Consider the following 25,362-nt stretch of genomic DNA (forward strand, 5'->3'; position numbering starts at 1 on the left):
AAATCTTCTTAAAAAAAAAAGAAAAAACAAAAATGAAAACACACATGAATGGCTTGATCCCCAAATCAAACGCCCCCAGAAAGCCTTCTACAAAAAACATCAAAACAAAACAAAATGTTCTCTAAACACGATCCTAAACACAGACCCAAAACAAAAAAATAAGCCTATAAAAAACATAGGGAAAATAAACACACCTGAACCATAACAACATCACACACCCCTTGCTTTATCCTGCCCGTCGATTTTAATGCCTATTCCCTTAATATCCGCAGTGTTTAAAACCCTTTTACCCTCTTTGTCTACAACGCTATCTGCCTCGACCTTTAAGAAAGTAGCATCGGAATTACTACCCCTATACTTCATAGACAAATTATTTAACAAAACACTCCCCTGCTTGAGCAAAACACCGTGCTCTCTTTTAAACTCTATCGATCCTCCCACCATACTGACATTCCCCTTTACGATAGTCATACCCTCTGCAACCTCTTTCAAAGTAGTATCAACCATCAACAGCTGTCCATACCCCATCTTTATCCCCGTACCTTTATGACCAGACCCTGTAATATGGACATCATTTAATACAGCATACCCCTGATCAAAATAAATACCGTAGTCTCCCTTAAAACTAATGGATCCCTTACCCATCACCAGAAACCCATTCCCCATCACATAAGCCCCCGTTTTAACCCCCTCAATATTCACCCCCTTCATCATGACTTTTGCTGAGTGACTCACCTCCACCCCTGCCCCTGCCCCTACACCTTCAACTGTATCTTCAACTGTATTTGCAACTGTATCTTCAACTGCAACTGCAACTGTACCTTTATTCTCTTGTCTTGTAATTTTGAAACCACTTAAAAAAGCATTCCCCCCTGAAACACTGATACCATACCTTCCACTAAAGGTAACCGATCCTCCCACCATGTGGACAACCCCTTGTGAGATAGTCATACCCTTTGCAACATCTCTCAAGATAGTATCCTTCAACCGCACTGCTCCTCGTGTCATATACAGCCCCGTACCCTTTCCTTTTCCATCTCCCTCAATCGTCACCTTTTCTAAGAGAACCTTCCCTCCCATCGCATAGACCCCGTACCCACTTCCACTCCCCATAATCTTCGCCCCCGTCAAACGAGCATTCACCCCTCCCACCATCACCCCATATCCATCCTTAAACTCAATCTTCGTCCCATCCTCCACTGCCAACGTCCCACTCCCTGTCATAGCTACCCCTGTTCGTACATTTGAAATCTTTACTCCCCCACTCAACGTCACCGTCAGCTGACTTCCCTCAGCACTCACCCCCGTTTGTACCCCTGAAATATCCACCCCCTCCAACGTCACTATCCCACCCCCCACTGCATAGACCCCCACACTCACCCCATTATTCCTACCCCTCTCACTTCCAGTTCCCACAATCCTTGTTTTTGTCAAATAAGTACTCACCAATCCTTCAACCTTCACCCCATACTCACCCATAAAACTAATCTCTGTTGTCCCCCTAATCATCAGGCTCTTTCCTCCCCTCGCATAGACCCCTTTCCCAACCTTTGAAATCTTCACATCCGTCAAATCAACCTTCACATTTTCCTTCCCCCCGCATACACCCCGTACCCATTATCCTCTCCCTTAATCGTCACATCATTCAAGTTAACACTCTTCACCAATTTCTCCACATAAACGCCCCATCCACTCTCTTTAAAGTCAATGGTTGTTCCCTTTTCTATTATCAACGTCCCCCTCTCCGCATAGACCCCCGTTTTAACCTTTGAGATCCCCACCCCCTCCAACGTCATCTTTCCCGAGCTCTCCATTATGACCCCCACTCCCTTATCCTGTCCCGTAATCGTTGTCCCCTTCAACTCAGCCGTCACCTCACCCCCCACCATCACCCCATATCCACCCATAAAATTAATCCTCGAGTTCTCCCTAATCATCAGACTCTCCCCCTTCATCATAGCTACCCCCGTTTGTACCTCTTTTATCGACCCCCCAGTAATCGTCAGACTTTTACCCTCCAACATCATCACCCCCATTTCAACCTTTGAAATCTCCACCTTATCCAACGTCATCGTCAAGTTCGTCCCCCCCATCCCATAGACCCCCATACCCTTTCCACTTCTCCCTCCTATAATCTTCACATCTTTCAACTCAGCCGTCACATCACCCCCCACCATCACCCCGTACCCACCCCCAATTGCTAAACTAATCCTCGTCACATTCTCCATCGTCAAGTTCCCTTTCCCCAACATCATCACCCCTATTTCAACCGCCTCAATCTTCACATCCGTCAAACCAACCTTCACATTTTCCGTCCCCATCGCATAGACCCCCGTACTCCCCTTTCCACTTCCCGTAATCGTCACATCATTCAACTCAGCCATCGCCGTATTCCCCAGATAGACCCCAACCCCATAATTTCCCGTAAAATCAACTGACCCTTTCTTCATCGTCAGCTTTTTACCCCCCCTCGCATACACCCCCATTGCCACCTGTGAAATATCCACCTTATCCAACGTCATCGTCAAGTTCGTCCCTCCCACCGCATACACCCCCGTACCCTTTCCATCTCCCGTAATCGTTGTCCCCATCAAACTCGCACTCGTCACCCCATTCCCCATATACACCCCATAATCCCCCTTAAAATCAATCGTTGAGTTCCTACTAATCATCAAACTTTTACCCCGCCCCATCACTACCCCCATTGCCACCTTTGAAATCCTCACATCGTCCAACGTCATCTCCAATGTCCCACCCCCCATCGCATACACCCCCATACTCCCAACTCCCCCACCCGTAATCACCGTCTGCGTCAAACTAACACTCTTCACCTCTCCCCACACCCCAACCCCAACTCCATCCCCCACAAACTCAATCGTCGAGTTCCCCCTAATCGTCAAACTCTTACCTTCCTTCTCCATATAGACCCCCATTTCAACCCCTTTTATCTCCACCTTATCCAACGTCATCGTCAAGTTCGTCCCCCCCATCGCATGTATCCCCATACCCTTATTCTTTCCCGTAATCGTCACATCATTCAACTCAGCACTCGTCACCCCATTCCCCATATACACCCCATAATCCCCCTTAAAATCAATCGTTGAGTTCCTACTAATCATCAAACTTTTACCCCGCCCCATCACTACCCCCATTGCCACCTTTGAAATCCTCACATCGTCCAACGTCATCTCCAATGTCCCACCCCCCATCGCATACACCCCCATACTCCCAACTCCCCCACCCGTAATCACCGTCTGCGTCAAACTAACACTCTTCACCTCTCCCCACACCCCAACCCCAACTCCATCCCCCACAAACTCAATCGTCGAGTTCCCCCTAATCGTCAAACTCTTACCTTCCTTCTCCATATAGACCCCCATTTCAACCCCTTTTATCTCCACCTTATCCAACGTCATCGTCAAGTTCGTCCCCCCATCGCATGTATCCCCATACCCTTATTCTTTCCCGTAATCGTCACATCATTCAACTCAGCACTCGTCACCCCATTCCCCATATACACCCCATAATCCCCCATAAAACTAATCGTCGAACTCCCACTAATCGTCAAACTCTTACCTTCCTTCTCCATATAGACCCCCATTTCAACCCCTTTTATCTCCACCTTATCCAACGTCATCGTCAAGTTCGTCCCCCCCTTCGCATACACCCCCGTACCCTTCCCTTTTCCATTCCCCCTAATCACCGTCCCCGTCAAACTCGCACTCTTCACCCCACTTCCCATATACACCCCATAATCCCCCATAAACTCAATCTTCGTCCCATCCTTCACCGTCAACCACCCACTTGACATAGCTATCCCCATTTGCACCTTTTTATCTCCCCTCCACTGACCATCACATTCCCCCCCACCGCATATATCCCCGTTCCCGTTCCTTTTCCATTCCCCTCAATCATCACCCTCACCAAATCAGCTTTTGTCACCCCATTCCCCACATACACCCCATACTCACCCATAAAATTAATCGTCGAGTTCTCCCTAATCATCAGACTCTCCCCCTTCATCATAACTATGCCCGTTTGTACCTCTTTGATCGACCCCCCAGTAATCGTCAGACTTTTACCCCCCATCATTCTCACCCCCGTTCCAACCCCTGAAATCGTCACATTCTCCAACATCATCGTCAAGTTCGTCCCCCTCTCTGCATACACCCCCGTACCCTTTCCATCTCCCGTAATCGTTGTCCCCATCAAACTCGCACTCTTCACCTCACTCCCCACCATCACCCCCGTTCCCGTAAACTCTGTTACCGACCCCTCAAGAATCTTCAACATCCCCTTCTCCACCCTCACCCCCGTTTTAACCTTTAAAATATTCACCATATTCAACATCACATCACCCCCCATCATCATCACCCCCGTACCCTTTCCATCTCCCATAATCTTCGCCCCCATCAAACTCGCACTCCTCACCCCACTCCCCACACTCACCCCCGTTCCCGCAAAATCTGTTACCGACCCCTGATTCATTATCAACGTCCCCTTCTCCACCTCCACCCCCATTGCCACCTTTGAAATCTCCACCTCACTCAACGTCACATTCCCTCCCACCGCATGTATCCCATACCCACTTCCCTTTCCCGTAATCGTTGTCCCCATCAAACTCGCACTCTCCACCCCCTCCCCCACCATCACCCCATATTCCGTAAACCCTTTCACCGACCCCCCAGTAATCGTCAGACTTTTACCCCCCATCACCCTCACCCCCGTTTGTACCTTTAAAATATTCACCATATTCAACGTCACATTCCCTCCCACCGCATAGACCCCCGTCCCACTTCCCTCTCCCGTAATCGTTGTCCCCGTCAAACTCGCACTCTCCACCCCCTCCCCCACCATCACCCCATATTCCGTAAACCCTTTCACCGACCCCTGATTCATTATCAACGTCCCCTTCTCCACCTCCACCCCCGTTCCAACCCTTGAAATCGTCACCCCCTCCAACCTCATCACCATCCCTTCCGCCCCCCTCGCATACACCCCCGTCCCACTTCCCCCTCCCGTAATCATCACCCTTGTCAACTCAGCACTCTCCACCCCCTCCCCCACCATCACCCCCGTTCCCGTAAACCCTTTTACCGACCCCTGATTCATTATCAACACCCCCTTCTCCACCTCCACCCCCATTTCAACCTGTGAAATATTCACCATATTCAACGTCACATTCCCTCCCCTCGCATAGACCCCCGTACTCCCACTTCCCTTTCCCGTAATCGTTGTCCCCATCAAACTCGCACTCTCCACCCCATCCCCCACCATCACCCCCGTTCCCGTAAACCCTTTTACCGACCCCTGATTCATTATCAACACCCCCTTCTCCACCCTCACCCCCACTCCAACCTTTGAAATCGTCACCATATTCAACGTCACCTTCCCTCCCCTCGCATACACCCCATAGCTATCCCCACTATCCTTTCCCGTAATCGTCACATCCATCAAAGTAGCACTCTTCACCCCATCTCCCACCATCACCCCATAACTCGCAAAATCTGTTACCGACCCCCAGTCATCTTAAACGTCCCCTTTTCCGCATAGACTCCCGTTTTAACCCTTGAAATATCCACCCCTCCACTCAACGTCACATCATCCCCCGCCGCATATATCCCCGTGCCCTGACTATTTCCCATTCCCGTAATCGACCCCCCAGTCATCTTAAACACCCCCCCTTCACATACACCCCCGTTTCAAACCTTGAAACCTCCACCCCTCCACTCAACTCAACCGTCCCCGAAGTATCCACTATCACCCCATAACTCCCAACACCCCCACTTCCCTGAATCGACCCCCCCACCATAGTAGCACTCCCCCCCGTCACCTTAAGCCCCGTACCATTACGCCCCGTAACCATAATCATCACATTCCCCATCACCGTCAACACCCCACTTCCCGACACATCAGCCCCCATCGTAGTTCCACTAATCATCGCCTCTCCCATCACTGTCAACGTCCCCTTTGTCACCCTCGCCCCCACTCCAACCCCCTCAATCGTCACCATATTCAACATCAACGCCCCATCCGTCACATCAGCCCCAATACCCCCCCTTCCCTGAATCGTCATATTCATCACCTCTCCCCTCCCCTTCCCCTGCATTATCACTCCCGTACCCCCACTTGCTAAATTAATCTTCGCCCCTCCCCCCATCACAGTAGCATTAGCCTTTCCATTCCCCATAAACACTATCCCCGTCTTGACATTACTAAAACTCGTACCCACCAACGTTACAGTCCCCCCACCCTGACCCACCACTATCCCCCCTCCATTAACCGTCACCCCCCTCATCAACGTCACCTCTCCCCCATCCTTCACCCCAATCACATAATCTCCATCTCTCCTAACCCCTATCGATCCTTTAAGTACCGTAACAGAAGACTTTGAATCCTTAACCAATATCCCCTTATACACCCCTGTAGCATTGACATCATTCAACGTCAGCTTCCCTTGCTTTTCCACCTGAATCGCCGGACCAGTACTCTTACTACTCTTATCCGTGATCGTCAGCTTACCTACTATCGTAATCTCAGCCCTCCCCCCATGCACCTTCACAGCAGGCTTAAGATCCGCACCCATATCTATAGTTCGATCACCACTCAGCTCCCCACTACTACCACCTATACCACCCGTCACCCTCTCATACTTCCCCTTCCCATACTTCTTCTCATACCTCCCCTCCCCATCACACTCGATTTTCCCAGTTTTACTATCACCACTAGGATCATCAGGATCCCCACTAGCCCTATCATTAACAAACCCATTACAATTCAGTGATTTGGCATACACTTTTGTTTGAGCCGTAATAAGAGCAAGACCCGCCAGAACAGCTGTCGAGAGAACACACAAACAAACATGATGTTTTAACACACAACGCATAACCATAAACCCATACATCCTCTTTAAATCACCCTGATTAAAAGAGACAAAATCTTCTTAAAAAAAAGAAAAAACAAAAATGAAAACACACATGAATGGCTTGATCCCCAAATCAAACGCCCCCAGAAAGCCTTCTACAAAAAACATCAAAACAAAACAAAATGCTCTCTAAACACGATCCTAAACACAGACCCAAAATAAAAAAAATAAACCTACAAAACATAAAAGGGAAAATAAACACACCTAAACCATAAACGATAAATCAAACTTATAAACAAATAGGGTATGTGTTCAAAAACTAACTACCGCCAAATATTACTAAGCTCACTAAACTCAATCATACACTGGAGAAAGCATAATTCAGTTACCTGCACGCATTTATAAAACCCCACAATGACTTGCATACTATCTTACCAACACCAACCATTCATTCTTCAAACGCTCTAAACAGATCTTCGACTGTGCTGAAATAATTCAACCATATACACACTATGCAAAAGCTTGATGTGTTGTTTCCTTCTCCCATGCTTCCTCTATAGATATAAACTATAAACTTCGTTGATCAGTGGATACTGCTGTAGGAACTAGCAAAAGCTTATCATAATCAAATCAGTAAGGAAGAGACTACATTCCACAATCCAAAACTGAACCTGAGAAACTTATGACTTATGGGGCCTTCCTTCATACCTATCTATCACTTAAATTAAGCAAAGTAATCCATAGGTAGAACGGTCAAGATTTAATTCCCCGCTTTTTCTCCCTCAATCAGACCATGTAGATACACTGTAAACAAATAAATAAGTCATCGATAATGGTTTTCGAGAATAATACCGGTAGATCACAAAAACAACTTGTTGAGTCTCATAGTTATTTTAGCTTATTCGACAGCATCAAGATAGATATTAAGCATTTTGGCTAAAAACTCTATAGACCCTATAAATTGTTATAGAAAAATAGATAAAAACGGTACGTCAGCATTTGAATAGAAGATTGATACAGTAGAGATTATACTTTACGTATGTTTAGCTATAAGCTAAAATAAATTTCCTCTTATAACAACAATCCAAAAAGCCCTTCTCAAAATTGAAGAAATAATTGCCAAATTTCTTCTTGAAAAAATCTATTTGCTTTAAGTATTTTTAAAATTGTAGAATTTCCTTGCAAACCCATTGATCACAAAAATAAGCGGATATGTTCAAATATAAAGGGTAAATTTCATTAAAAACAAATAATCAAAGATTGATGAAAATTTCCCAATACATTGTTGCTAAAACATGATGTTTAAATTTTCAAAAACCCGTTTCTATTCGATTATAAACCAACTGCGTGAACGCATAAATTTGCCCTCCAATAAATGGAGCTGTCAGCGCTAAAACAAGAAAAATAATAATGATTTTTGGAATAAAGGTCAGAGTCATTTCCTGCACTTGTGTTAACGCCTGAAATAACGCAATACAAATCCCTATAGACATAGCAGCAAGGACTGCTGGACCACTGGCAATTAAAATGGTCCATATAGCAGCCGTTACCATATCAATAGCATCAGCTTCATTCATACTTCAACCTCAGCCTCAACATGAGATTGATCAGTATCTGAATCAGGTTTACTGCCCATTACCGTAATACCCGGACCGATAAGCACTTTTTCATTATTATCTAATGTCGCAACCATACCATCAGTATAGATATCTATAGATTCAACATATCCTTCAATTATCTTACCATCAGCATCCTCAAATTGAATATATTTTCCAACATATCCTTCTGCTCCATTAATGGAACCATTTGAAAGTATCTGATCAAGTTTATCATTTGTCTTTATAGTTTGTTCAACAACTGAAAAGCTTGCTAATTGTGCTACAAATTCTGTTGAATCCATAGGATTGGTTGGATCTTGATTATTCATCTGTGCTACCAACAATTTTATAAATGTATCGAAATCTGTGTCTTTCTTAGCTTCAACAACATCTTGTCTTCCACTATCTCTGCGCAGAAAACTTTCAAGACTACCACTACCAATCGCACCTAACGTCATATCACACCTCGCTAACCTGTCTAACTTCTCTTGCGTTTGCATTTGTTAAAGGTATTTTCCCCATAATTTGCGCTTCTCTTGGGAATAAACCACGAATAACTTTCAACACTTCAAACATTTTATTTTGCTCGGTTAAATAGATACACTCTTTCAACCCTTCCAAAAGATCACTATCCGTAAAAGTTTGAAGTAATTTTTTTAACAATCCAACAAAAACTGCCAATGCCTGTTCAGCTTCTCCTGGGTTAATCAACATAAGTTGAGCAGAAAAATAAAGTTGTTTAAGTGGCGTATCAGTATCTTCCACTTGTAAAACATGCCCCTCTAAAAGAAAAGTCACATCATTGAGCAATTCAAAAGTCACTTTACGATCTACACGTAAAACTGCACCATTAATAAAAATTTTTTCATTCGGCTTTAATGTTAAATACATTGGTTGCCTCCTCATTCACACATTTCTGGATTAGTGGAAAGACCATCGCGGATAGATTCTGAGATCTCAACGAGAACATCAAAATCAGCAACCTTTCCCTCATCTAATTTCTGAATTTCCTTTAAAATAAAAAAACCAATAGAGATAAGAGATGCCTTCAATTCTGGTGGCAAAGCATTTTCTGCCTGTCCGAGATCTTCAATAAGAATGATCCAAAGCTTCCGAGCAAATTGAACTGCTTCATTAACCTCATGTGAACCAGGACCTTTTGCTTTTGCATCCAAAAAAAGTTTAATGCAACGATCAAACAAAGAACGTTCACGCTCACGCGCGCTCATTGCATCATCTTCCATGACATCTTCATATCGCATTTGGTACATCAAATAACTGCACCTCTTATCTTAAATAATTAACAAGACTTAACTGGCTTATCCGCCCTGTCAAAGTATAAGAAAGATTTAACATCGCTTCTAACGCTTGAACTTTCTGAACAGCCTCTGTTGAATCAACACCAATCAAATCAATCTTTGCTTTCATGAGAAGATCTTTCTGAATCTCAATTCGTTGTGTAGCTGTTTTTACTCTCGCTTCAGCACTCCCTATTCTGGAGGCTATAGCAATAATTTCACTCGTAGAACTACTTGTAGATGTTTGATCATTAGAAGTCCGCGCCTTTGAATATAGACCTTCTTGTGCATCTTTTGACAAACCAATATCGCCAAACTCTGCCACCAAAACCATACTCTTCATGGCATCGCGAAATCCTTTTTCATTAGCACTCGCTGCAACATTGACTGTCTCACCATTCGACAAAATACGCTTTTCAATAGAGCCATCTTGAGCATTTGAAAAAATTTGAGTGAAATTCTCTTCATCAAACAAGCTACTAAATGGCCCATCAATAAATTCTTCCATCTCTTCACTGGTAAGATCTTCCGGTTTTCTACCGCCTAGAAATTCATCAAATGTATCTCTTACGACCTTACTAGGCCCAGTTTCACCACCAACTGTATAAAAGTTCAACGGCTGTTCACTAGTATTAGTCCCACCAAATACATATTCACCATTATAATTGGTATTTAAAGCAGAAATAAATGCACTCAAAGAATCCTGTGCAACTGCTTGTATCACAGATGGCGCTGCACTTCCTGGATCGCCCACAAGCATATTATTAAAAAGAGTCAACGCTCCTGGTGCAGCTGCTTCATCACCTGATGAAACCAAACTGTGTATTGCAGCTTGCATAGAGGACATTCTTAACATCGTCAATTTATTGGTATTACTAAAACCTTCAAGATAACTCATCTGGCTTTCAATATTCACCAAGCGTCCTGTTCTGCGCCCTAATGTAAGACCTGGATCATACAATTTTCCAGTAGTCGCTTCATAGCTTGCTTGCATTAATTCAGACTGCCCATTAGCAATTACATCACGCCGAGCATTACTTAAAACATATGTTGAAACTGATGGAACTCTCATTTCATACCTACCGAATTGCTATCATAAGATCGTCTAACATTTTACCAACCGTACTAATAATACGTGTGGTGGCTGCATATGTCTGTTCTAATTGTAACATTAACACCATTTCATCATCTGTATTTACACCTGTTCCGTTGGATAATGCTTCAGACGCATGTAAAAACATTGTACTGTGATATTTTGCGTCTTTATCCGCATCTGAACGTAATCCTTCAAGCCAACCAATTGAATTTTTACTAAAATCCATAATAGATTGTTCGGGAAACAAACCTGTATCTGTTCCAAATGTCCGCTTTTGATCAAAAGCATCCACTAACGATTGAAGATCCTCACCAAAATGTTCTGGTCCGCCGCCTTCTGTGTTACTATCAAATACAGAATTAAGCCGTATTCTCCCTGATAACCCCTCAATAGGACCAATAACACCATCTGGCTGATTATCATCTAAAAATAAGGAAGGAGGCCCTGGAAACATCTGCAGTAAAGCATTTGCCATTTCATCCAGCTGTTTTTGATACTGTGGTGCTATTTCATCACGTATCCTCAACAATCCACCAAGATTGCCACCCCCATTGGGTTCAACAAAAGATGGGTGACCTAATGGCACGCCATCAACAAAGACTTGCTTTCCCGCAACACCAGCTGGCAAGGAGCCGCTCGACTGAAATGTTACCTCCCGTGGGGTCTTATCATATAAAGTACTGCCATCCATACCATAAATGGTCATACTTCCATCAGAATGATACACTGTATTGATGCCAATTTCTTGAGATAAAGCTTTTAAGACTGTATCTCTCTGATCCATATAGATGCTATCATCCCGCCCCGCATTCCTTTCTCGAACTACATACTGATCAAGCTCATGAAACTGTTGCAATAAATCATTAATATGATCAACAGAGTCCTGAATATCGCTATCTGCATCATTACGTAGCTTTTCGATTTCGCGATTGCCTTCATTTAAACTGTAAACTAAATCACGCGCACGATCAACGGCCGCATCTCCTGCAAAACGTTGTTGCGGATCATTCGCATAAGTTTGTAGTGCTTTTTGAAAATCGCTAAGCAATTGTGAAGGTGCACGTGAAAACTCATCTACCCCATAAATGTTAGACAAACGATTAAGCCCATTAGCGACACTGCCAGAAACAGCAGCTTGACTCGATTTGACCAAATAATTATTCAACAAATGGATGTCACCATCACGGCGAACCATAAGATGAACAGCACCTTTTGGCCCTGATTCTATATATGAAGTTCGCCGGACATAGTTCGGGTCTTGAGCGCCAACTACATTTTGCGAAACAATACCCAATTGACCTGTAGTCGCCTTGAGAGAGTTTCGTGCTGTGTTAATTGTTGAGTTAAACCCCATAATTTGAAATCCCTTTAAATTTTACCTAAATTATCGTTTCAAATTAACAATAACATCCATTAATTCAGAGCCTGTTTGAAAGACTTTGGAATTGGCCGTATAATTACGTTGAGCCTCAATCATATCCGTTAATTCATCGCTCATCTCAACGTTTGAATCTTCAAGATAGCCTGAGAACAACAAACCAAATACACCATCTCCAGGACGTCCCATCATTTGGCCTCCTGTGCGACTATTAGTTCCAAAAACAGAGCCACTTAAAACAGTCAAACTTTCTGGGGATGTCACAGTGGTCATACCCACGTACCCCACAACACGCATCTGGTGATTAGTATATCTTACCTCAATCTCACCATTGCGACCAAAAGTGAAACCGTCAAAAGCACCCGATTCCATACCATCTGCTTCGAGTTCGAAAGCAGATAAATTACCTACCTGGGTAACCAAGGAATCTTTTCCTACCCCACCTAAGTTTACAGCAACTTCAAAAGTACCATCTTCCCCATCATTTTCTGGAAGCGTTAATGTAAAATCATCTACCGGATCTTTAAGATTACCATCTTTATCAAAAACTAAATCCGTGGTACCGACCTTCTCCCCTCCAACATAGGCATCAACTGTCCACTTATTATCATCAGTTTTACGCATATAGAAATCAACTTGAATCTTCTTACCCTGGCTATCATAAGTGGTTACCGATTTTTTATGATTATAACTTTCAGGGTCATTAGGATCAATATCTCCATGAACATCCAAAGCCTCTGCACTGGCGTCAAAATTTACCTTAAAATCAATCTTTGTCGTGACCTCAGGACCAAATAAATCAGTCGGTCCACCTTTAATTTGAACTCTTTGTCCATCTTCATCTAAAAGATAATAACCAGCTAGATTACGGACATATCCATCCTTATCACGAGAAAAAGAGCCTGCACGCGTTAAATATTCTATTCCATTTTCATCTGCGACACGGAAAAAACCATTACCATCAATCATCACATCACCCATCCGACCTGTCGCACGCGCCGGACCACTGATTGAAATGTCATGACCAACATAACTCCTCGCCCCACCAGGAACATAAGCATAATCTCCAGAAGGTATCACATAATTAGAAAATTGGACATCTGTACGTTTATATCCAATCGTATTAACATTAGCGACATTTTCTGCTACACCAGAAAGGCGTGTCCCTTGAGCGTTCATACCTGAAACACCCGTACGCATCATTCCATAAATACTCATATTATCTCCTGTTAATGTTAGCCTATTACGTTATCATAAGCAAACTTTCTTGCGCGAAACTTTTGCTTAATATTTCTATCGAAATAAAATGATCTTAAAAAAGACACATTTTACAAATAACTTTATCTTTGGCGTAGATAGAGAGTGAAATTATGAGCGCTAACTATAGTGTATTTTAAGAAAAAAGCAGAAAAATAGAAAAAAAGTAGAGGTTTTTAAAAACATTAATTTTTAACTATTAAACTGTAACCAAGAAAGCGTTTTGAATCGATAACATCATAACCGATTTTCAATTTGAGCTTTTTGCGGAGTTTACTAATATGGCTTTCAACAACGTTTTCTTCAATAGCGTCGTCAAAGACGCCGTAGATAGAGTTAAAAATTTGTGTTTTGTTAACGCGCTTACCGTAGTTTGTTACAAGGTATTCAAGGATACGTCTTTCGCGGCGTGGAAGAGGAAAGTCTATACCGTTGATGCGCGGATCGCGTCCATCATTAAAGACACTGATGGGGCCAATTTTTATTGCAGCGTTAGCGCTACGAACATCACCTCCGATGCGGCGGCGAATGGCAGCAATACGTGCGAGAATCTCACGCACATGTATTGGTTTGCGTAAAACATCATCGATGCCTGCTTGAAAAAGCTCTATTGTATGATCTAGAACGTTTGTTTCCGTCATAGCTAAAATAGGTGCAGAGCTGTATGTGCGGATTTCCTTTGGAAGCTCAATTTGATTTTCGCATTTTCCTAAAAGAATCGCTTCAATCGAATTTACTTCATGCTCAGGAGCTGTTGAAATCCATTCACTAAAATCTGAAGGAAGGAGACCTGTTGTAGCCACTCCTTCTCGAGCGAACAGCGCAGAATAGCCCTCCGTTACTAACTTACGGTCATCTACTACAACTATCATGCGCTTCTCACTCAAATAATTTAACTTAACTTAAAATCTATTTTTGAAAAGATCTAAATCTTAACAAAACGTATAATTTAATCTTTAAAAACACAAGTTATTTTTCTAATTTATCTTATATAAATCAATAATTTACTATTTATAATTGTATTATTAATTTAATTATACAACTTATACTTGTTTAATACATGTAAAACTGTTCAAAATGAAACAATATGCCATTTTTCTCAAAAAGTGATTCAAGGTGCGTTTTTACAAAATGCTCGAGAATTAGGAGTCCATTGACCAAAACCACTTGCAATCATATTGCGCATAACGCGGCATACGTAACGTTTTTGAGCTGGGTCATTATTGGGGCCAGCATGGTAACGTGCAACTGCCATAGTCCAGTTGCCTTCTTTTTGACGTAAACTTCGTAAAAAGCGTGCTGCGTAATCTACATTAACATGAGGTTTCAGCATCTCTGCCACAGAAGAAAAATGCTTACGATGATAAAAATAGTTGATTTGCATACAACCCACATCGATTAATTTAGCACCACGCTGTTGGGCAGTTTTAAAAATACGTAAAGCTTCCGCTTGCGTTTTAGCAAAAACAGCTTTGCCATCAATATTTAATGCATAAGGTTGAAGTGATTCTTTATGACCTGTTTCTGTTAAACCAATCGCATAAAGAATACCCAAAGGAATACCATAACGCTTAGAGGCGTCAATCATTTCCGCTTCACACACATTTCCAGCAGCTATAGCACTGCTCAGTGTAACAAAGCTACACAACCAACCGATAAGGATCGTGTGGGTGAACATTGTCAACGGAAATATCCAACAGCGATGAATCCACCAATAAAAATTGTTTGAAAAATTGCTTTGATTCATTTTGTTCATTCTGACCCTTATGACCAAAAGCCTGACGCTGACCATTGAAATTTTGTCCACTATCATTCTGCCCTGCCCCCTGATCCATCTGCGAAGACTGACCATGCTGGATAGTTTGAGCATTTTTATCAATAATACTGACTAACACGCGACTGTCATCATTAACAGGCACCTTTTCCAAAATGCGGACCAACATCTGTTGATTGTCAGCCAAAAGGCGTGCTGTTTCTTGACGTTGAATATGCAATTCAACATGAAGCCCTTGTGCACTCATGCGCAATTTAGCATCAATCGTTCCAAGCTCAGCAGGTGTTAACTTCAAACGTAAAAGCTGCACATGGCCAACCTTTTTATTCAACGTAATGTCAACATCGCTTAACTTATTGATTAAATTAGAATTTTCTTTTTCAAGAGTAAGTTTATCACCTATTTCCAGGTCTTCTAGAAGTTGAGATTTTTCAACACCCATCTCCAAACGAGCCATTAATGGTTCACTATTTTGTGTAACACTGTGCGTAAAATTTGGTACAAATTTTTGTGCAAGCGGATTTTTCTCAACGGTTTTAACTTGGTTCTCTCCTTGGACTTCATCCTTAACCACATCCGTTCTTTGAATATCTGCAATCTTTTGATCTTGCACATTACTCTTCATAGAAGATGGTACGTTCTCATTTTTTTCAAATCTGTCTGATTCTTGTGCAATTTTTTCTTGTTTCATAAACTGCTGTACCAAGCATAAAGGGTAAGAAACATCTTGAAGAGAAGCTCTCTTTTTATCTTTTAAATGCTTATCTTTTGCTTTTACAGTTTCAGCATCATCTTGTTCTAGATCTTCTTTTAAAGCTTCTTCTTCTACTGCCTGAGAAAAATCTTCCTCAAGAATCTTTTCATCCGACAGCTTCATACCTTGGCTAACCAGCGCTTTAAACGCTTCACGCAGCTGATTGTCTCCGCCTTCTTTTGGTTGAACCAAAGTCTTATTAACTTTAGACACTGATGTAGAAAGAATATCACACAATTCATCAGTATTTATCATCATATCTATGTTCCCAATAATTTATCGACTTCGTCTATTTTTTCTTGTGCTTGCTCGATAAGCTGATTTATTTCTGTTGATGTAGAAGATGGAGCATTTTGTTGCTCAACAGCTTCTTTAGCTTCTTTCGACACAACTTCAACTTCTTTTGACACAGTTTCTTTTGACATTGTATCTAATTCTTTTTGACTTTGTGGTTGTGTAGAATCTTGTGTCTTAACTTCTTTTTGACCATCCACTAGAGAAGAAGTAACTTTTTGTGCCACAGCTTGCGCAGCAATAAATAATAAGCGATCTTTTTCTGATAAATCTTTGCTTGAAATATTCTGTAACAATTGTTCTGCTTCATGTGCTGTTACAGAACTAGCTAAACTAGCAGCATAATAAAGGCGAGCCGGTGCATCATTTACATTAAGTTCATGCGCCAATGTTAAAGCTTTTTGAGCACTCAATTGCGCCCTTTCCATACGCGCATTAATCAATGCAGTGCGACTAACATCCATATATGCCATCAATTGTACCATAGGCGGCGCATATGAAATCAGTGCTTCTAACTGTTGATCATCTAATTTCTCATCAATGCGTGGTATAGCAATTCCAAACTCACGCCAAAAATCCTTCGCATAAGGTGACTTCCCAAATCGACTTGCATAATTGCGCACTAATAAAGTCAAAAGATCCGTCTGACCGAGAATTGTCGCAACCTTAATCTCACGACGAATTGCACTTTCTTCAAATAAAGTCCCCGGGGAAAGAAGCCTTACTTGATCCAATTGCTTCATAGCTAGAACAGGATCTTTCATAATCGTATTACCAACCGTAGAAAGAACTATAGAAAAGAATAAAGCAGGTGGAATAGATTGAATATCTTCATCGGTTAAATTTGCAAAAGTTTTAAAAAAGACTTCTTGTTTATGAGACAAATAAGCCAAAACACCAGTCATTATATTTTCTGCAATCACCCCTTGCCCATAACTTTTTAAAATTACGCGCACAACTGAAGGGTTGCCACCATTAAAAAGGTAAATCAATAATGCATAAAGATTTTGCTTATCTTTCCAAATGCTAGGATTAAAACTTAAAAATTTTTCACCAATTTCCCTTAAAAGCTGCGGTTGTTTTTGCAGTACTTCCTCTTGGCCTGATACAATTTGATCTTGTAAATTTTGTAAAGAACGAACAAGCTGCATTGGATGAGACAAAACAGCCTCTGACCCAACAGAAGACTTCTCAGATTTAGAAAAGGGCGCCGCCTGCACTACAAACATTTCCCCAACTTTTGCATAAGAAGCTGATTCTTCTTTTTGTAAAGCCCCCCTGCTCCTTGTGCAAAAATCCCTTGTGTAAATGTTATAAAAAACAAAAGACCAGCACCACATGCCTTTTTCACAATCATGGTGTTTTTTCCTTTTGAGAAACTGGCTCCATTTGTCTTGGATGTTTAGACAAGGCCTTTTTTAATACAGGCATTTTCCGTGTAAGATCAACATTTGGATCCCGTACAAAAATGGATGTACGTCGATTTTCAGAAGCATAAGGATCTTGTTTGTTTTTCAAATTCCGATCTGCATAACCTTCAACACGCAAAATGCGTTTTTCATCCAAACCACCGCGCACTAACATATAATAAACCATCTGTGCACGTGATGTTGAAAGTTGCCAATTATCACGAGTTGTACTACGGTAAGGGCGTGCATCAGTATGCCCACCAACCACCACATTTCCTGGATGCTTTGCAATAACTTTTGCTATACGATCAATAAATTCAACTGTTTGTGCCGTAGGAACAGATGAACCAACTTTAAACATTTCATACTCAGGCTGGTCCATCAACTCAATCATAACACCTTCTCTGATTGGCAACACACTAGCCGATAAATGATTTTCATCAGTTATTTCTTTGATAAGATCTGCCAGCTCTTTTGCAAAATCACGTGACTCCTGAGAAGGGGCATCTTCTTGCGCAAGCTGTTGCTGGGCCTGACCTTCCTTCCATTCTATTCCTTGTGCATTCAACGTATTGTTATGAGATGCCACATTTTCCTTCCAATAATGAGGTGAAAATGGATCCCGATAATCAGTTACTGGTAAATTTTCTTTCGAATCACCCTTACTATTACCCATAAGAGTTTCATGCTTCCCATCACTATCAGGAAGACTTTGCATATTTTGCACATTTTGTTGAGATTGAACAATTTTGTCCAGTCCACTATAGGGATCACGCATTAATTCTGTTTCTTCCAAAGAAACCAGCTGAACATTTTCTGATTTGCTATCGCCTCCACATGTCTGACCAACAGGACAAATTTTGTCATCCTCAACATCATTTTTTTTCTGAATGCTACGGCTACTTGTTTGAGAATCCGTAAGTTTGATTGGATTAAAATAATTTGCAATAGCTTCTCTAGTCTCTTCATCTTTTGCGTTAACAAGCCACATCACAAGAAAAAACGCCATCATTGCTGTCACAAAATCAGCATAAGCAATTTTCCAAGCGCCCCCATGGTGCTCATCATGATCGTCATGCCCACCACGACGAACAATAATAATTTCAGAGTGAGACTGTTCATCTTCAGATTTCATTGAACCAACTCCTGCAAGTTTGCTAATAATGGAGTCAGTTGTGTAGCGGTAACCACGTTACCGCGACGCAAACGTATTTCTGTACTGTTAGTTGATTGAAATTCAAATTTAGAAGCATCAAACCCCTCCTGTTTTTTGAGCTGTTCAAACAGTTTTTCATTTCCTTCAAGCACTAAAGATTGCTCTTCATCAATAACTTGATCTGCCATCTTTGTAGCAAATTGCTGAAGTGCCTCTTGCGTAATTTTCTCACCAATAAAGGCAGCAAGTACCTGCGCAATATCTTTAGCAATCCCTTGACGCAAATCAGCAAACCCTTCCATTAATTGGCTGTGCATCTGAGCACCCAGGTTTTCAACCGCACCTTGCTTGGCCACTTCAATAGCCTTGGCATACTCTTCTTCCATTTGCTGCTTTTCAGCTGCAAATTGTTTTTGTAACTTTTCTGTCGTTTCTTGCTCAACCTGATCAAAAGTCTTTTGTTCGACAACTTCAAAATCAACATCATTTTCAGAAGCAACATGGAGAGGCAATATTTCTTCCATATCTTCTTCTACAAAATCAGTACTAGATAACAAAAATTCTTCATATTTCTCGTTATCACATACCTGTTCACTTTCATCACTAAAAAGTAAAATCTCTGTATCTTCATCGATAGGTGAAAAATCACTCAGAAATGAAGCAAGTGATACACTTGCTTCTCTTTTAAATTCTTCACCTATCTTTTCCATTCCATTGATCGCTTCCATTCAACATCTCACTTTGGTAAATCTATGCGGGTTGTACAGTTGCATTGGCGTCATTAACCCATTCGCGTAAAACCTCAGCAAAGCGTTGTTCATCTATTTCTATCATTTTCTCCAAACGATTTTGAGGAGCTACACGCATACGACTACGCAAGTCATTAAGCGTATCATCTTTTGCACCTGCAATTCCACCAAATTCTCCATTAATGTTAGATTGATTTTCCAAAGCAGGCACATCTTGAAGACCTGCCAAAGCATTTTGTTCATTATCAAGAGCCTTTTGTCCCTCACGCATTTCACGCATCAATGGGCGCACACCTAAGAACAAAATCAACAAGACAGCAACAACCAAAGCCAATCCGTTAACGAAAGTGGATAAATAAGGTGACAATGATTTCCAAATAGGCGTTTGCATAGGTGTTAGATCTTTATCAGAATAGCCCATAAAATCAACTGCTGTAACATTGATAACATCACCACGTTTTGGATCAAGCCCTGCAGCTGTTGCTACCATCTGCTGAATACGGTTAATTTCATCATTAATGAAACTTTCAGAATCTCCATTGTTACCTTTTGCAAGAGCCAAACGTGCACGATCTACCACAATAGCAACAGCCAGTTTTTTCACGCTATAACCATCTTTAACAGTGGAAATAATCTTAGAGTTAATTTCATAATTAGTAGTTTCTTCACGACGGTCTTTTTTATCAGTTGAGCGTTCTCCACCACCATTAGCAATTTCCTCTTGTGGAATATTTTGTTCCACCCCAACAGCATCATTATTGCGGCTATTTTGACTATCCGCTTGATCACGCACAGAGCGCACAGAACGTACAACCTGCGATTCTGGATCAAAAACAGTTTCATTGATCTGTTGACGGTTTGTATCCAAATCAACTTGCACACTAGTTTGGAAATGATCAAGACCAAGGTAAGGTACTAATTGCTTACGAATATTAGCATCAATTTGCGATGCAACTTGTTGTTCAAGTAAAGCCATCCGAACAGAAGCTCCATTCGCCGCATCAACCCCAGAAGCCAATAACTGCCCCCGTGTATCCATAACTGTAACAGAACTTGCTTCAAGCGAAGGAACCGCTGCAGATACCAACTGGCGAATAGATTGAGCAGACTCGGCTGAAAAACCACCATCTGTACGAATTACAACAGAAGCGGTAGGCTTCTGATTAGCCTTACGGAATGATCCTTTGTCTGGCAAAACAATATGAACACGTGCAGCCTTTACACCTTGCACAACTTGAATTGTGCGGGCAATCTCACCTTCCAAAGCACGTTGGCGGGTAATCTCCTGCATAAAAGATGTTAACCCCAATGACCCCATATTATCAAACAATTCATACCCTGCATTATTTGATGTAGGAAGCCCTTTTTCTGCAAGAAACATCCGAGCCTTTTCCGCCTGCCCCACAGGAACTTGAATAGAACTTCCATCGGAAGAAACATCAAAAGCAATTCCCGTTTCACCCAAAGCCACTCCCATACGATTCACATCATCACGAGAAAGACCAATATAAAGTGTCTCATAAGAAGGACGTGTTAAATAAAAACTGGAAAATAAAATCGTTCCAAACAACGTGATTCCAACCAGACCAAGCGCAACAAGACGCTTCACCCCTAATTTCTGAAGAGCCTGCCCGGAAGAAGAAAGAAAAGCTAAAAGTTTATCAAGCATATAGTTGCACCATTTTTATTGAAAAAACCCATTTCGAGCTAAATAAAGACAACTTTCCTATAGTTGCTTATCTACTCTCTTTCCCTAAAGTCATAAAAAATAAAACTTGCGCGAAAATGACGCCCACTCTCAACAAAAAATCTCATAATACCCATTGACTATTATCTTAAAGCATTATGTAAATAACAATCTCGTCTTTTAATAAAGGAAAGCAGTAAAAAATTAACTTTTAAACTATATCTATGCTTATAACATAATTACATATAAATACAATATGTATTTTATAAATAAACAATCTGTATTTTATTATAATTTATCTTTAAATGTATAGAATTATTTTTTATCTTTACAGATAAGTTATAATGAAATATTTGTTTTTCTAAATAATCCATTGTGTCCTTCTTATAAGCGGGGAGGGGTCAATATGGGGTTTATAAGTAAGGAAAGTATCATGCATAAAAAGTCCCTTTTATTATCCACAGCAGTAGCTATCGTATTGTTTAGCGCTCATCTTAATGCACACGCAGGAACTCTTAGCTCTGCTAGTGATGATGATCCACAGGTAGTTTCTGGTGAGAGCTATCAAGCCACAGGTGAGGGTAAAGATGAGAATGCTGTTAGCGCGACAGCGGGTGGTAAAATCGACGGTACTAAATTAACGTTGACTGGTAAGGGAGATAAAGGAAGGGGTGCATATGCTAGTGGCTCTGGAAGTGTGATTGACTTAAAAGATAACACAACCATTAAAGAAGTTACAACTGGCCTTAAAGCAGAAGACAGTGGTATGATCACAATGACTGGCGGCTCTATTGATGCAGCTAAAGTGGCTGTAGGAGCTATAACCAATGGTGTTATCACACTAAACAACGTTGAAAAAATCACATCTAAGGAATATGGATTACTTGCAGGTAGTGAAGCACAAATCACAATGACTGGTGGCTCTATTGATGCAACTAAAACAGCAGTGTGGGCTGACGATAAAGGTATCATCAATTTAAACGGTGTAGAAATTACGTCTAAGGATTTTGGGCTACTCGCGAAAAACGAATCGCAAATCACAATGAATGGTGGTTCTATTAAAGCAACTGATAAAAATGCAGCAGTGAAATCTCAACACAATAGTGTTATCACTTTAAACGGTGCTGTAACAATTGAATCTAAAACCAAAGGATTATCTGCAGATAACGCAGCCACAATTATAATGAATGGCGGCTCTATTGATGTAACTGGTGAAAAAGGTGTAGCAGTAGAGTCTGAGGGTAAAAGTACTGTAGAATTAAACAATGGTGTAAAAATCACGTCTAAGAATGTTGGGCTGCTCGCGAAAAACGGAGCGCAAATCGTGATGAATGGTGGCTCTATTGAAGCAACTAAAACAGCAGTGAAGAGTAAAAGTTCTATCGAGCTTAATAATGTAGAGGTCACGTCTGAAGATGTTGGGCTTGTTGCAGAAAGCGAAGCGCAAATCACAATGACTGGTGGCTCTATTGATGTAACTGGTGAAAGTGCAGCAGTAAACGTTAAAAAGAAGGGTACTGTTAACTTAAACGGTGTAGCAATCACGTCTAAAGCAGAAGGACTATCTGCAAAAGATGAAGAAGCACAAATTACAATGGTGGGAGGAAAAGTTAGCGGAAAGAACACAGTTTATGCAAAAGATGGAGGACAAATTGCTCTTACAAACGTTGCCGTTACATCCAATCAAGGTTTTGGTTTGTTTGCAGAAGGTGAAAACACGAAAGTTACAATGAATGGTGGTTCTGTTACTGCAATTGCAGGAGATGATCCTCACACACAAGAAGATGGTGTTGCCTTTTATGTAAAAGAGGGAGGGCAAATTGATACTACCAATGTTTCTGCAACAGCGGATAAAATTGGTTTGGAATTACACAACCAAGAAAAGGGAGATAATAAAGTCAATTTTACCAATACAAAACTTATTGTTAAAAATGGTATTGGTATTTATCTTACTGATGTTTCTCACGATGAAGATGAAGAACAAGAAAATCTTAGATCATCTGAAGAGCGTGCCCCTAAGGTTTTTAATAATAATATCACGCTTAAAAATTCAGAAATTCGTGCTGATGTTCTGTTGACAGCCACAGATAAGGCTAAAGCTACTATAACCGCAGATCACTCTATCTTAGAAGGTCGTGTAGGTACTGGAGAGGAAGGTAATATAATCTTCGATCTCAACAATGGCTCTCAATGGATTTTAAAGGCCAGTAAAACAGAAAAAGGTGAGAAAGATCAGTTAGCTCCTATCGCTAATAGATCCCACTCTGATATTTCTGTGCTTAATCTTAATGATAGTTCCATTATTTTTGATGGTCCAACAGAAGGTCATTATCAGACATTACAAGTGGGAACAGGAAAAGATGTCACCAAAGAAGTCTATAATGCGACAGGTAATGCTAAACTCTATTTAAATGCTGAATGGAGTGATGGTAAGAAGATAGATGAGCAAAAAGCTGATCACCTGCTCATTAAAGGTGATGTATCAGGATCAACAGCAGTGTATGTTAACGTTCAAGGAAATGCCACAGAAGCAAGCAGTTTTGTCCCTTGGAATAAACGTGGGATTTCTCTGATCCAAGTTTCTGGAACAGCAAAAGAAGATTCTTTCAAATTAGCGAATGGTTATACTACAGTTGGTGGTTCACCTTACAAATATACACTAAATGCCTATGGGCCAGAATCCAGTAAAGGTTCAGCTAATGCTGACCAAATGTTGATTGAGAAAGATCCTGCTGTACTAGATGGTCGCGATGAAGGTAATAAAGGTGACGATTTCTGGGATTTCCGTCTACAAAATCAATACCTTGCCAACTTAAAGGTAAAAGCTCTTGTGCCACAAATGGCAAACTATTTGGTGATGCCAAGCGCTTTATTTTCCACTGGTTTCACTGATATCGAAAATCAAAATGCTCTTTTAACTGATATTCGGGCAGCGATGCCATGGAATATGGAAAATGATAAGAGGAATCCTTTCTTCCTATCTTCCTATGGAAGTAAAGCAACTTTATCGTCTAACCGCACTGGTCTCGAATATGGCTATGGAGCTGATATTGGCTATGCTGCAATACAAACAGGTGTTGCATTAGCTGCATTGGAAAGCCAAAATATCTCCTCATACTTCGGGCTTTTAGGGACTTACGGAAAGTTATCTTTTACGCCACAAAATATGGCAGATGTTGACAAAACTGCACTCGAAAAATGGGGTATTACAGCTTATAGTAGCGTGCAGCACAATAGTGGGGTGTACCTCAATGCGCTCTTATCCTATGGTTTCTTGAAGGGAAATGTCTTCAATGCCGTCATTGGTCGTACTGCAAAGTTAGACGATGCGAATACATGGAGTGCATCTGCTACTCTGGGTAAAAAACTAACAACCAGTGCTGAAGGATTGGTTTTTGAACCACAGATGCAGATTGCTTACCAACAATTGTTGTTGGGCAGCATTCAAGATGCTGATAACTTTAAGGTAGATATGGGTAATCCTCATCAGTGGGCCGTTCGTATGGGTGGACGTTTAACTAAAAATGTTAACAACCGTGTTGAAGATGGTCATCTCTTCTCCTTCTATGGTAAACTGAACCTTATCAGTACTTTTGGTAATGAAGGAACAATACGCGTTGGTGATAGCTTCCGTCTTGATTCTATGGGGTCAGCAATTGAAGGAGGAGTAGGTGTCAATGCGCAACTATTCCAGAATATCGCACTTCACGGAGATATTAGCTATCAACAAAAGCTTCAAAAAGCTGGTATATCTGGAGCAACTCTCTCAGGCGGATTGAAGTATCGTTTCTAAAACAGTGATAATATTCACTTTAATTAAAAAGGCAGCACATTGTGCTGCCTTTTTAGTATGTTGAAATCTTTTTACCTCATCATACAAAAACTGATCATCAAAAAGAAACTTCCTCCTTATTTTTGGGAAAAACTAATACACGATGTTGCCATGATTAACGATTGAAAGTGCCCTAACATCAACAATCGTAACATTGCTCTCTATGGTAAATTGAGCATTACCAAAACTTCTGATGATTATAATAATATAAGCCT

Annotated in this window: 22 protein-coding genes; 1 reads left to right on the plus strand and 21 read right to left on the minus strand. The window is 41.2% G+C overall.

All coding sequences use genetic code 11. From position 1 onward, the window contains the following. Nucleotides 1-210: 210 nt before the first annotated feature. From BscR1v2_RS06050 to fliF, 21 genes are all read right to left on the minus strand, one after another. Nucleotides 211-1,584 carry a right-handed parallel beta-helix repeat-containing protein gene (locus tag BscR1v2_RS06050; RefSeq protein WP_078690088.1) on the minus strand — a complete coding sequence of 458 codons (1,374 nt, stop codon included), beginning with the start codon at nt 1,582-1,584 and terminating at the stop codon, nt 211-213. Continuing rightward, a complete protein-coding gene (locus BscR1v2_RS06055; protein ID WP_078690089.1) occupies nt 1,581-3,416 on the minus strand; it encodes a right-handed parallel beta-helix repeat-containing protein in 1,836 nt (611 codons plus the stop codon). Before BscR1v2_RS06055 ends, BscR1v2_RS06050 begins: the two co-directional genes overlap by 4 nt. Before the next feature lie 2 nt (nt 3,417-3,418). After that, the gene (locus BscR1v2_RS06060; protein WP_153301998.1) at nt 3,419-3,823 is read right to left on the minus strand and encodes a right-handed parallel beta-helix repeat-containing protein; all 405 of its coding nucleotides are present in this window, start codon (nt 3,821-3,823) and stop codon (nt 3,419-3,421) included. Then, nucleotides 3,814-5,487 carry a right-handed parallel beta-helix repeat-containing protein gene (locus BscR1v2_RS06065; protein ID WP_078690091.1) on the minus strand — a complete coding sequence of 558 codons (1,674 nt, stop codon included), beginning with the start codon at nt 5,485-5,487 and terminating at the stop codon, nt 3,814-3,816. Before BscR1v2_RS06065 ends, BscR1v2_RS06060 begins: the two co-directional genes overlap by 10 nt. A gap of 23 nt (nt 5,488-5,510) precedes the next feature. Further along, nucleotides 5,511-5,669, minus strand: a complete 159-nt coding sequence (locus BscR1v2_RS08025) for a hypothetical protein (protein ID WP_210188391.1) — start codon at nt 5,667-5,669, stop codon at nt 5,511-5,513. After that, nucleotides 5,666-6,904, minus strand: a complete 1,239-nt coding sequence (locus BscR1v2_RS06070; RefSeq protein ID WP_078690092.1) for a hypothetical protein — start codon at nt 6,902-6,904, stop codon at nt 5,666-5,668. The genes BscR1v2_RS08025 and BscR1v2_RS06070 overlap by 4 nt, the downstream gene beginning before the upstream one ends. A 1,271-nt stretch (nt 6,905-8,175) precedes the next feature. After that, the gene (fliQ, locus tag BscR1v2_RS06075; protein ID WP_010704212.1) at nt 8,176-8,442 is read right to left on the minus strand and encodes a flagellar biosynthesis protein FliQ; all 267 of its coding nucleotides are present in this window, start codon (nt 8,440-8,442) and stop codon (nt 8,176-8,178) included. Next, a complete protein-coding gene (gene flgD / locus BscR1v2_RS06080; RefSeq protein ID WP_010704213.1) occupies nt 8,439-8,921 on the minus strand; it encodes a flagellar hook assembly protein FlgD in 483 nt (160 codons plus the stop codon). Before flgD ends, fliQ begins: the two co-directional genes overlap by 4 nt. A 1-nt stretch (nt 8,922) precedes the next feature. Next, on the minus strand, nt 8,923-9,369 hold the full coding sequence (gene flbT / locus BscR1v2_RS06085) for a flagellar biosynthesis repressor FlbT (RefSeq protein WP_418214928.1): 447 nt from the start codon (nt 9,367-9,369) through the stop codon (nt 8,923-8,925). Continuing rightward, entirely contained in the window at nt 9,366-9,734 is a 369-nt protein-coding gene (gene flaF, locus BscR1v2_RS06090; RefSeq protein WP_010704215.1) for a flagellar biosynthesis regulator FlaF, read from the minus strand. Before flaF ends, flbT begins: the two co-directional genes overlap by 4 nt. Nucleotides 9,735-9,750: 16 nt before the next feature. Beyond that, nucleotides 9,751-10,833: a flagellar hook-associated family protein gene (locus BscR1v2_RS06095; RefSeq protein ID WP_078690094.1), complete on the minus strand. Its 1,083-nt coding sequence runs from the start codon at nt 10,831-10,833 to the stop codon at nt 9,751-9,753. A gap of 7 nt (nt 10,834-10,840) precedes the next feature. Further along, nucleotides 10,841-12,211: a flagellar hook-associated protein FlgK gene (gene flgK / locus BscR1v2_RS06100; RefSeq protein WP_078690095.1), complete on the minus strand. Its 1,371-nt coding sequence runs from the start codon at nt 12,209-12,211 to the stop codon at nt 10,841-10,843. Between the two features lie 30 nt (nt 12,212-12,241). Further along, nucleotides 12,242-13,453 (minus strand): flagellar hook protein FlgE, encoded by a 1,212-nt coding sequence (locus tag BscR1v2_RS06105; RefSeq protein ID WP_078690096.1) that lies wholly within the window; start codon nt 13,451-13,453, stop codon nt 12,242-12,244. Between the two features lie 224 nt (nt 13,454-13,677). Then, nucleotides 13,678-14,364, minus strand: a complete 687-nt coding sequence (locus tag BscR1v2_RS06110; RefSeq protein ID WP_078690097.1) for a response regulator transcription factor — start codon at nt 14,362-14,364, stop codon at nt 13,678-13,680. Nucleotides 14,365-14,603: 239 nt separating this feature from the next. Then, nucleotides 14,604-15,170: a lytic transglycosylase domain-containing protein gene (locus BscR1v2_RS06115; RefSeq protein WP_078690098.1), complete on the minus strand. Its 567-nt coding sequence runs from the start codon at nt 15,168-15,170 to the stop codon at nt 14,604-14,606. Then, entirely contained in the window at nt 15,133-16,278 is a 1,146-nt protein-coding gene (fliK, locus tag BscR1v2_RS06120; RefSeq protein WP_078690099.1) for a flagellar hook-length control protein FliK, read from the minus strand. The genes BscR1v2_RS06115 and fliK overlap by 38 nt, the downstream gene beginning before the upstream one ends. Before the next feature lie 2 nt (nt 16,279-16,280). Continuing rightward, nucleotides 16,281-17,543, minus strand: a complete 1,263-nt coding sequence (locus BscR1v2_RS06125; protein ID WP_153302001.1) for a chemotaxis protein — start codon at nt 17,541-17,543, stop codon at nt 16,281-16,283. Continuing rightward, nucleotides 17,534-17,671, minus strand: a complete 138-nt coding sequence (locus BscR1v2_RS08030) for a hypothetical protein (protein WP_153302002.1) — start codon at nt 17,669-17,671, stop codon at nt 17,534-17,536. Before BscR1v2_RS08030 ends, BscR1v2_RS06125 begins: the two co-directional genes overlap by 10 nt. Continuing rightward, nucleotides 17,668-18,858, minus strand: a complete 1,191-nt coding sequence (locus BscR1v2_RS06130; protein WP_078690101.1) for a flagellar motor protein MotB — start codon at nt 18,856-18,858, stop codon at nt 17,668-17,670. The genes BscR1v2_RS08030 and BscR1v2_RS06130 overlap by 4 nt, the downstream gene beginning before the upstream one ends. Further along, complete coding sequence (locus BscR1v2_RS06135; protein ID WP_078690102.1) at nt 18,855-19,607, minus strand: hypothetical protein; 753 nt, start codon at nt 19,605-19,607, stop codon at nt 18,855-18,857. Before BscR1v2_RS06135 ends, BscR1v2_RS06130 begins: the two co-directional genes overlap by 4 nt. Before the next feature lie 22 nt (nt 19,608-19,629). After that, nucleotides 19,630-21,297 carry a flagellar basal-body MS-ring/collar protein FliF gene (fliF, locus tag BscR1v2_RS06140; protein ID WP_078690103.1) on the minus strand — a complete coding sequence of 556 codons (1,668 nt, stop codon included), beginning with the start codon at nt 21,295-21,297 and terminating at the stop codon, nt 19,630-19,632. 451 nt (nt 21,298-21,748) lie between these two features. Here fliF and BscR1v2_RS06145 point away from each other — a divergent pair, with 451 nt between their 5' ends. Next, nucleotides 21,749-25,108 (plus strand): autotransporter outer membrane beta-barrel domain-containing protein, encoded by a 3,360-nt coding sequence (locus BscR1v2_RS06145; RefSeq protein ID WP_078690104.1) that lies wholly within the window; start codon nt 21,749-21,751, stop codon nt 25,106-25,108. Nucleotides 25,109-25,362 lie beyond the last annotated feature (254 nt).

This window comes from Bartonella schoenbuchensis R1, assembly GCF_002022685.1.
Lineage (GTDB): Bacteria > Pseudomonadota > Alphaproteobacteria > Rhizobiales > Rhizobiaceae > Bartonella > Bartonella schoenbuchensis.

Excerpts from the sequence above, each read along its gene's own strand:
- BscR1v2_RS06110 (WP_078690097.1), bottom strand. The coding sequence starts at position 14,364 with ATGATAGTTGTAGTAGATGACCGTAAGTTAGTAACGGAGGGCTATTCT.
- fliK (WP_078690099.1), bottom strand. The coding sequence starts at position 16,278 with ATGATGATAAATACTGATGAATTGTGTGATATTCTTTCTACATCAGTG.
- BscR1v2_RS06115 (WP_078690098.1), bottom strand. The coding sequence starts at position 15,170 with ATGTTCACCCACACGATCCTTATCGGTTGGTTGTGTAGCTTTGTTACA.
- flbT (WP_418214928.1), bottom strand. The coding sequence starts at position 9,369 with ATGAGGAGGCAACCAATGTATTTAACATTAAAGCCGAATGAAAAAATT.
- BscR1v2_RS08025 (WP_210188391.1), bottom strand. The coding sequence starts at position 5,669 with ATGACTGGGGGGTCGATTACGGGAATGGGAAATAGTCAGGGCACGGGG.
- BscR1v2_RS08030 (WP_153302002.1), bottom strand. The coding sequence starts at position 17,671 with ATGATTGTGAAAAAGGCATGTGGTGCTGGTCTTTTGTTTTTTATAACA.
- BscR1v2_RS06065 (WP_078690091.1), bottom strand. The coding sequence starts at position 5,487 with ATGGTGGGAGATGGGGTGAAGAGTGCTACTTTGATGGATGTGACGATT.
- flaF (WP_010704215.1), bottom strand. The coding sequence starts at position 9,734 with ATGTACCAAATGCGATATGAAGATGTCATGGAAGATGATGCAATGAGC.
- BscR1v2_RS06105 (WP_078690096.1), bottom strand. The coding sequence starts at position 13,453 with ATGAGTATTTATGGAATGATGCGTACGGGTGTTTCAGGTATGAACGCT.
- BscR1v2_RS06145 (WP_078690104.1), top strand. The coding sequence starts at position 21,749 with ATGCATAAAAAGTCCCTTTTATTATCCACAGCAGTAGCTATCGTATTG.
- BscR1v2_RS06135 (WP_078690102.1), bottom strand. The coding sequence starts at position 19,607 with ATGGAAGCGATCAATGGAATGGAAAAGATAGGTGAAGAATTTAAAAGA.
- flgD (WP_010704213.1), bottom strand. The coding sequence starts at position 8,921 with ATGACGTTAGGTGCGATTGGTAGTGGTAGTCTTGAAAGTTTTCTGCGC.
- BscR1v2_RS06095 (WP_078690094.1), bottom strand. The coding sequence starts at position 10,833 with ATGAGAGTTCCATCAGTTTCAACATATGTTTTAAGTAATGCTCGGCGT.
- fliF (WP_078690103.1), bottom strand. The coding sequence starts at position 21,297 with ATGCTTGATAAACTTTTAGCTTTTCTTTCTTCTTCCGGGCAGGCTCTT.
- BscR1v2_RS06055 (WP_078690089.1), bottom strand. The coding sequence starts at position 3,416 with ATGACGTTGGATAAGGTGGAGATAAAAGGGGTTGAAATGGGGGTCTAT.
- BscR1v2_RS06125 (WP_153302001.1), bottom strand. The coding sequence starts at position 17,543 with ATGTTTGTAGTGCAGGCGGCGCCCTTTTCTAAATCTGAGAAGTCTTCT.
- BscR1v2_RS06130 (WP_078690101.1), bottom strand. The coding sequence starts at position 18,858 with ATGAAATCTGAAGATGAACAGTCTCACTCTGAAATTATTATTGTTCGT.
- fliQ (WP_010704212.1), bottom strand. The coding sequence starts at position 8,442 with ATGAATGAAGCTGATGCTATTGATATGGTAACGGCTGCTATATGGACC.
- flgK (WP_078690095.1), bottom strand. The coding sequence starts at position 12,211 with ATGGGGTTTAACTCAACAATTAACACAGCACGAAACTCTCTCAAGGCG.
- BscR1v2_RS06060 (WP_153301998.1), bottom strand. The coding sequence starts at position 3,823 with ATGGGGATAGCTATGTCAAGTGGGTGGTTGACGGTGAAGGATGGGACG.
- BscR1v2_RS06070 (WP_078690092.1), bottom strand. The coding sequence starts at position 6,904 with ATGTATGGGTTTATGGTTATGCGTTGTGTGTTAAAACATCATGTTTGT.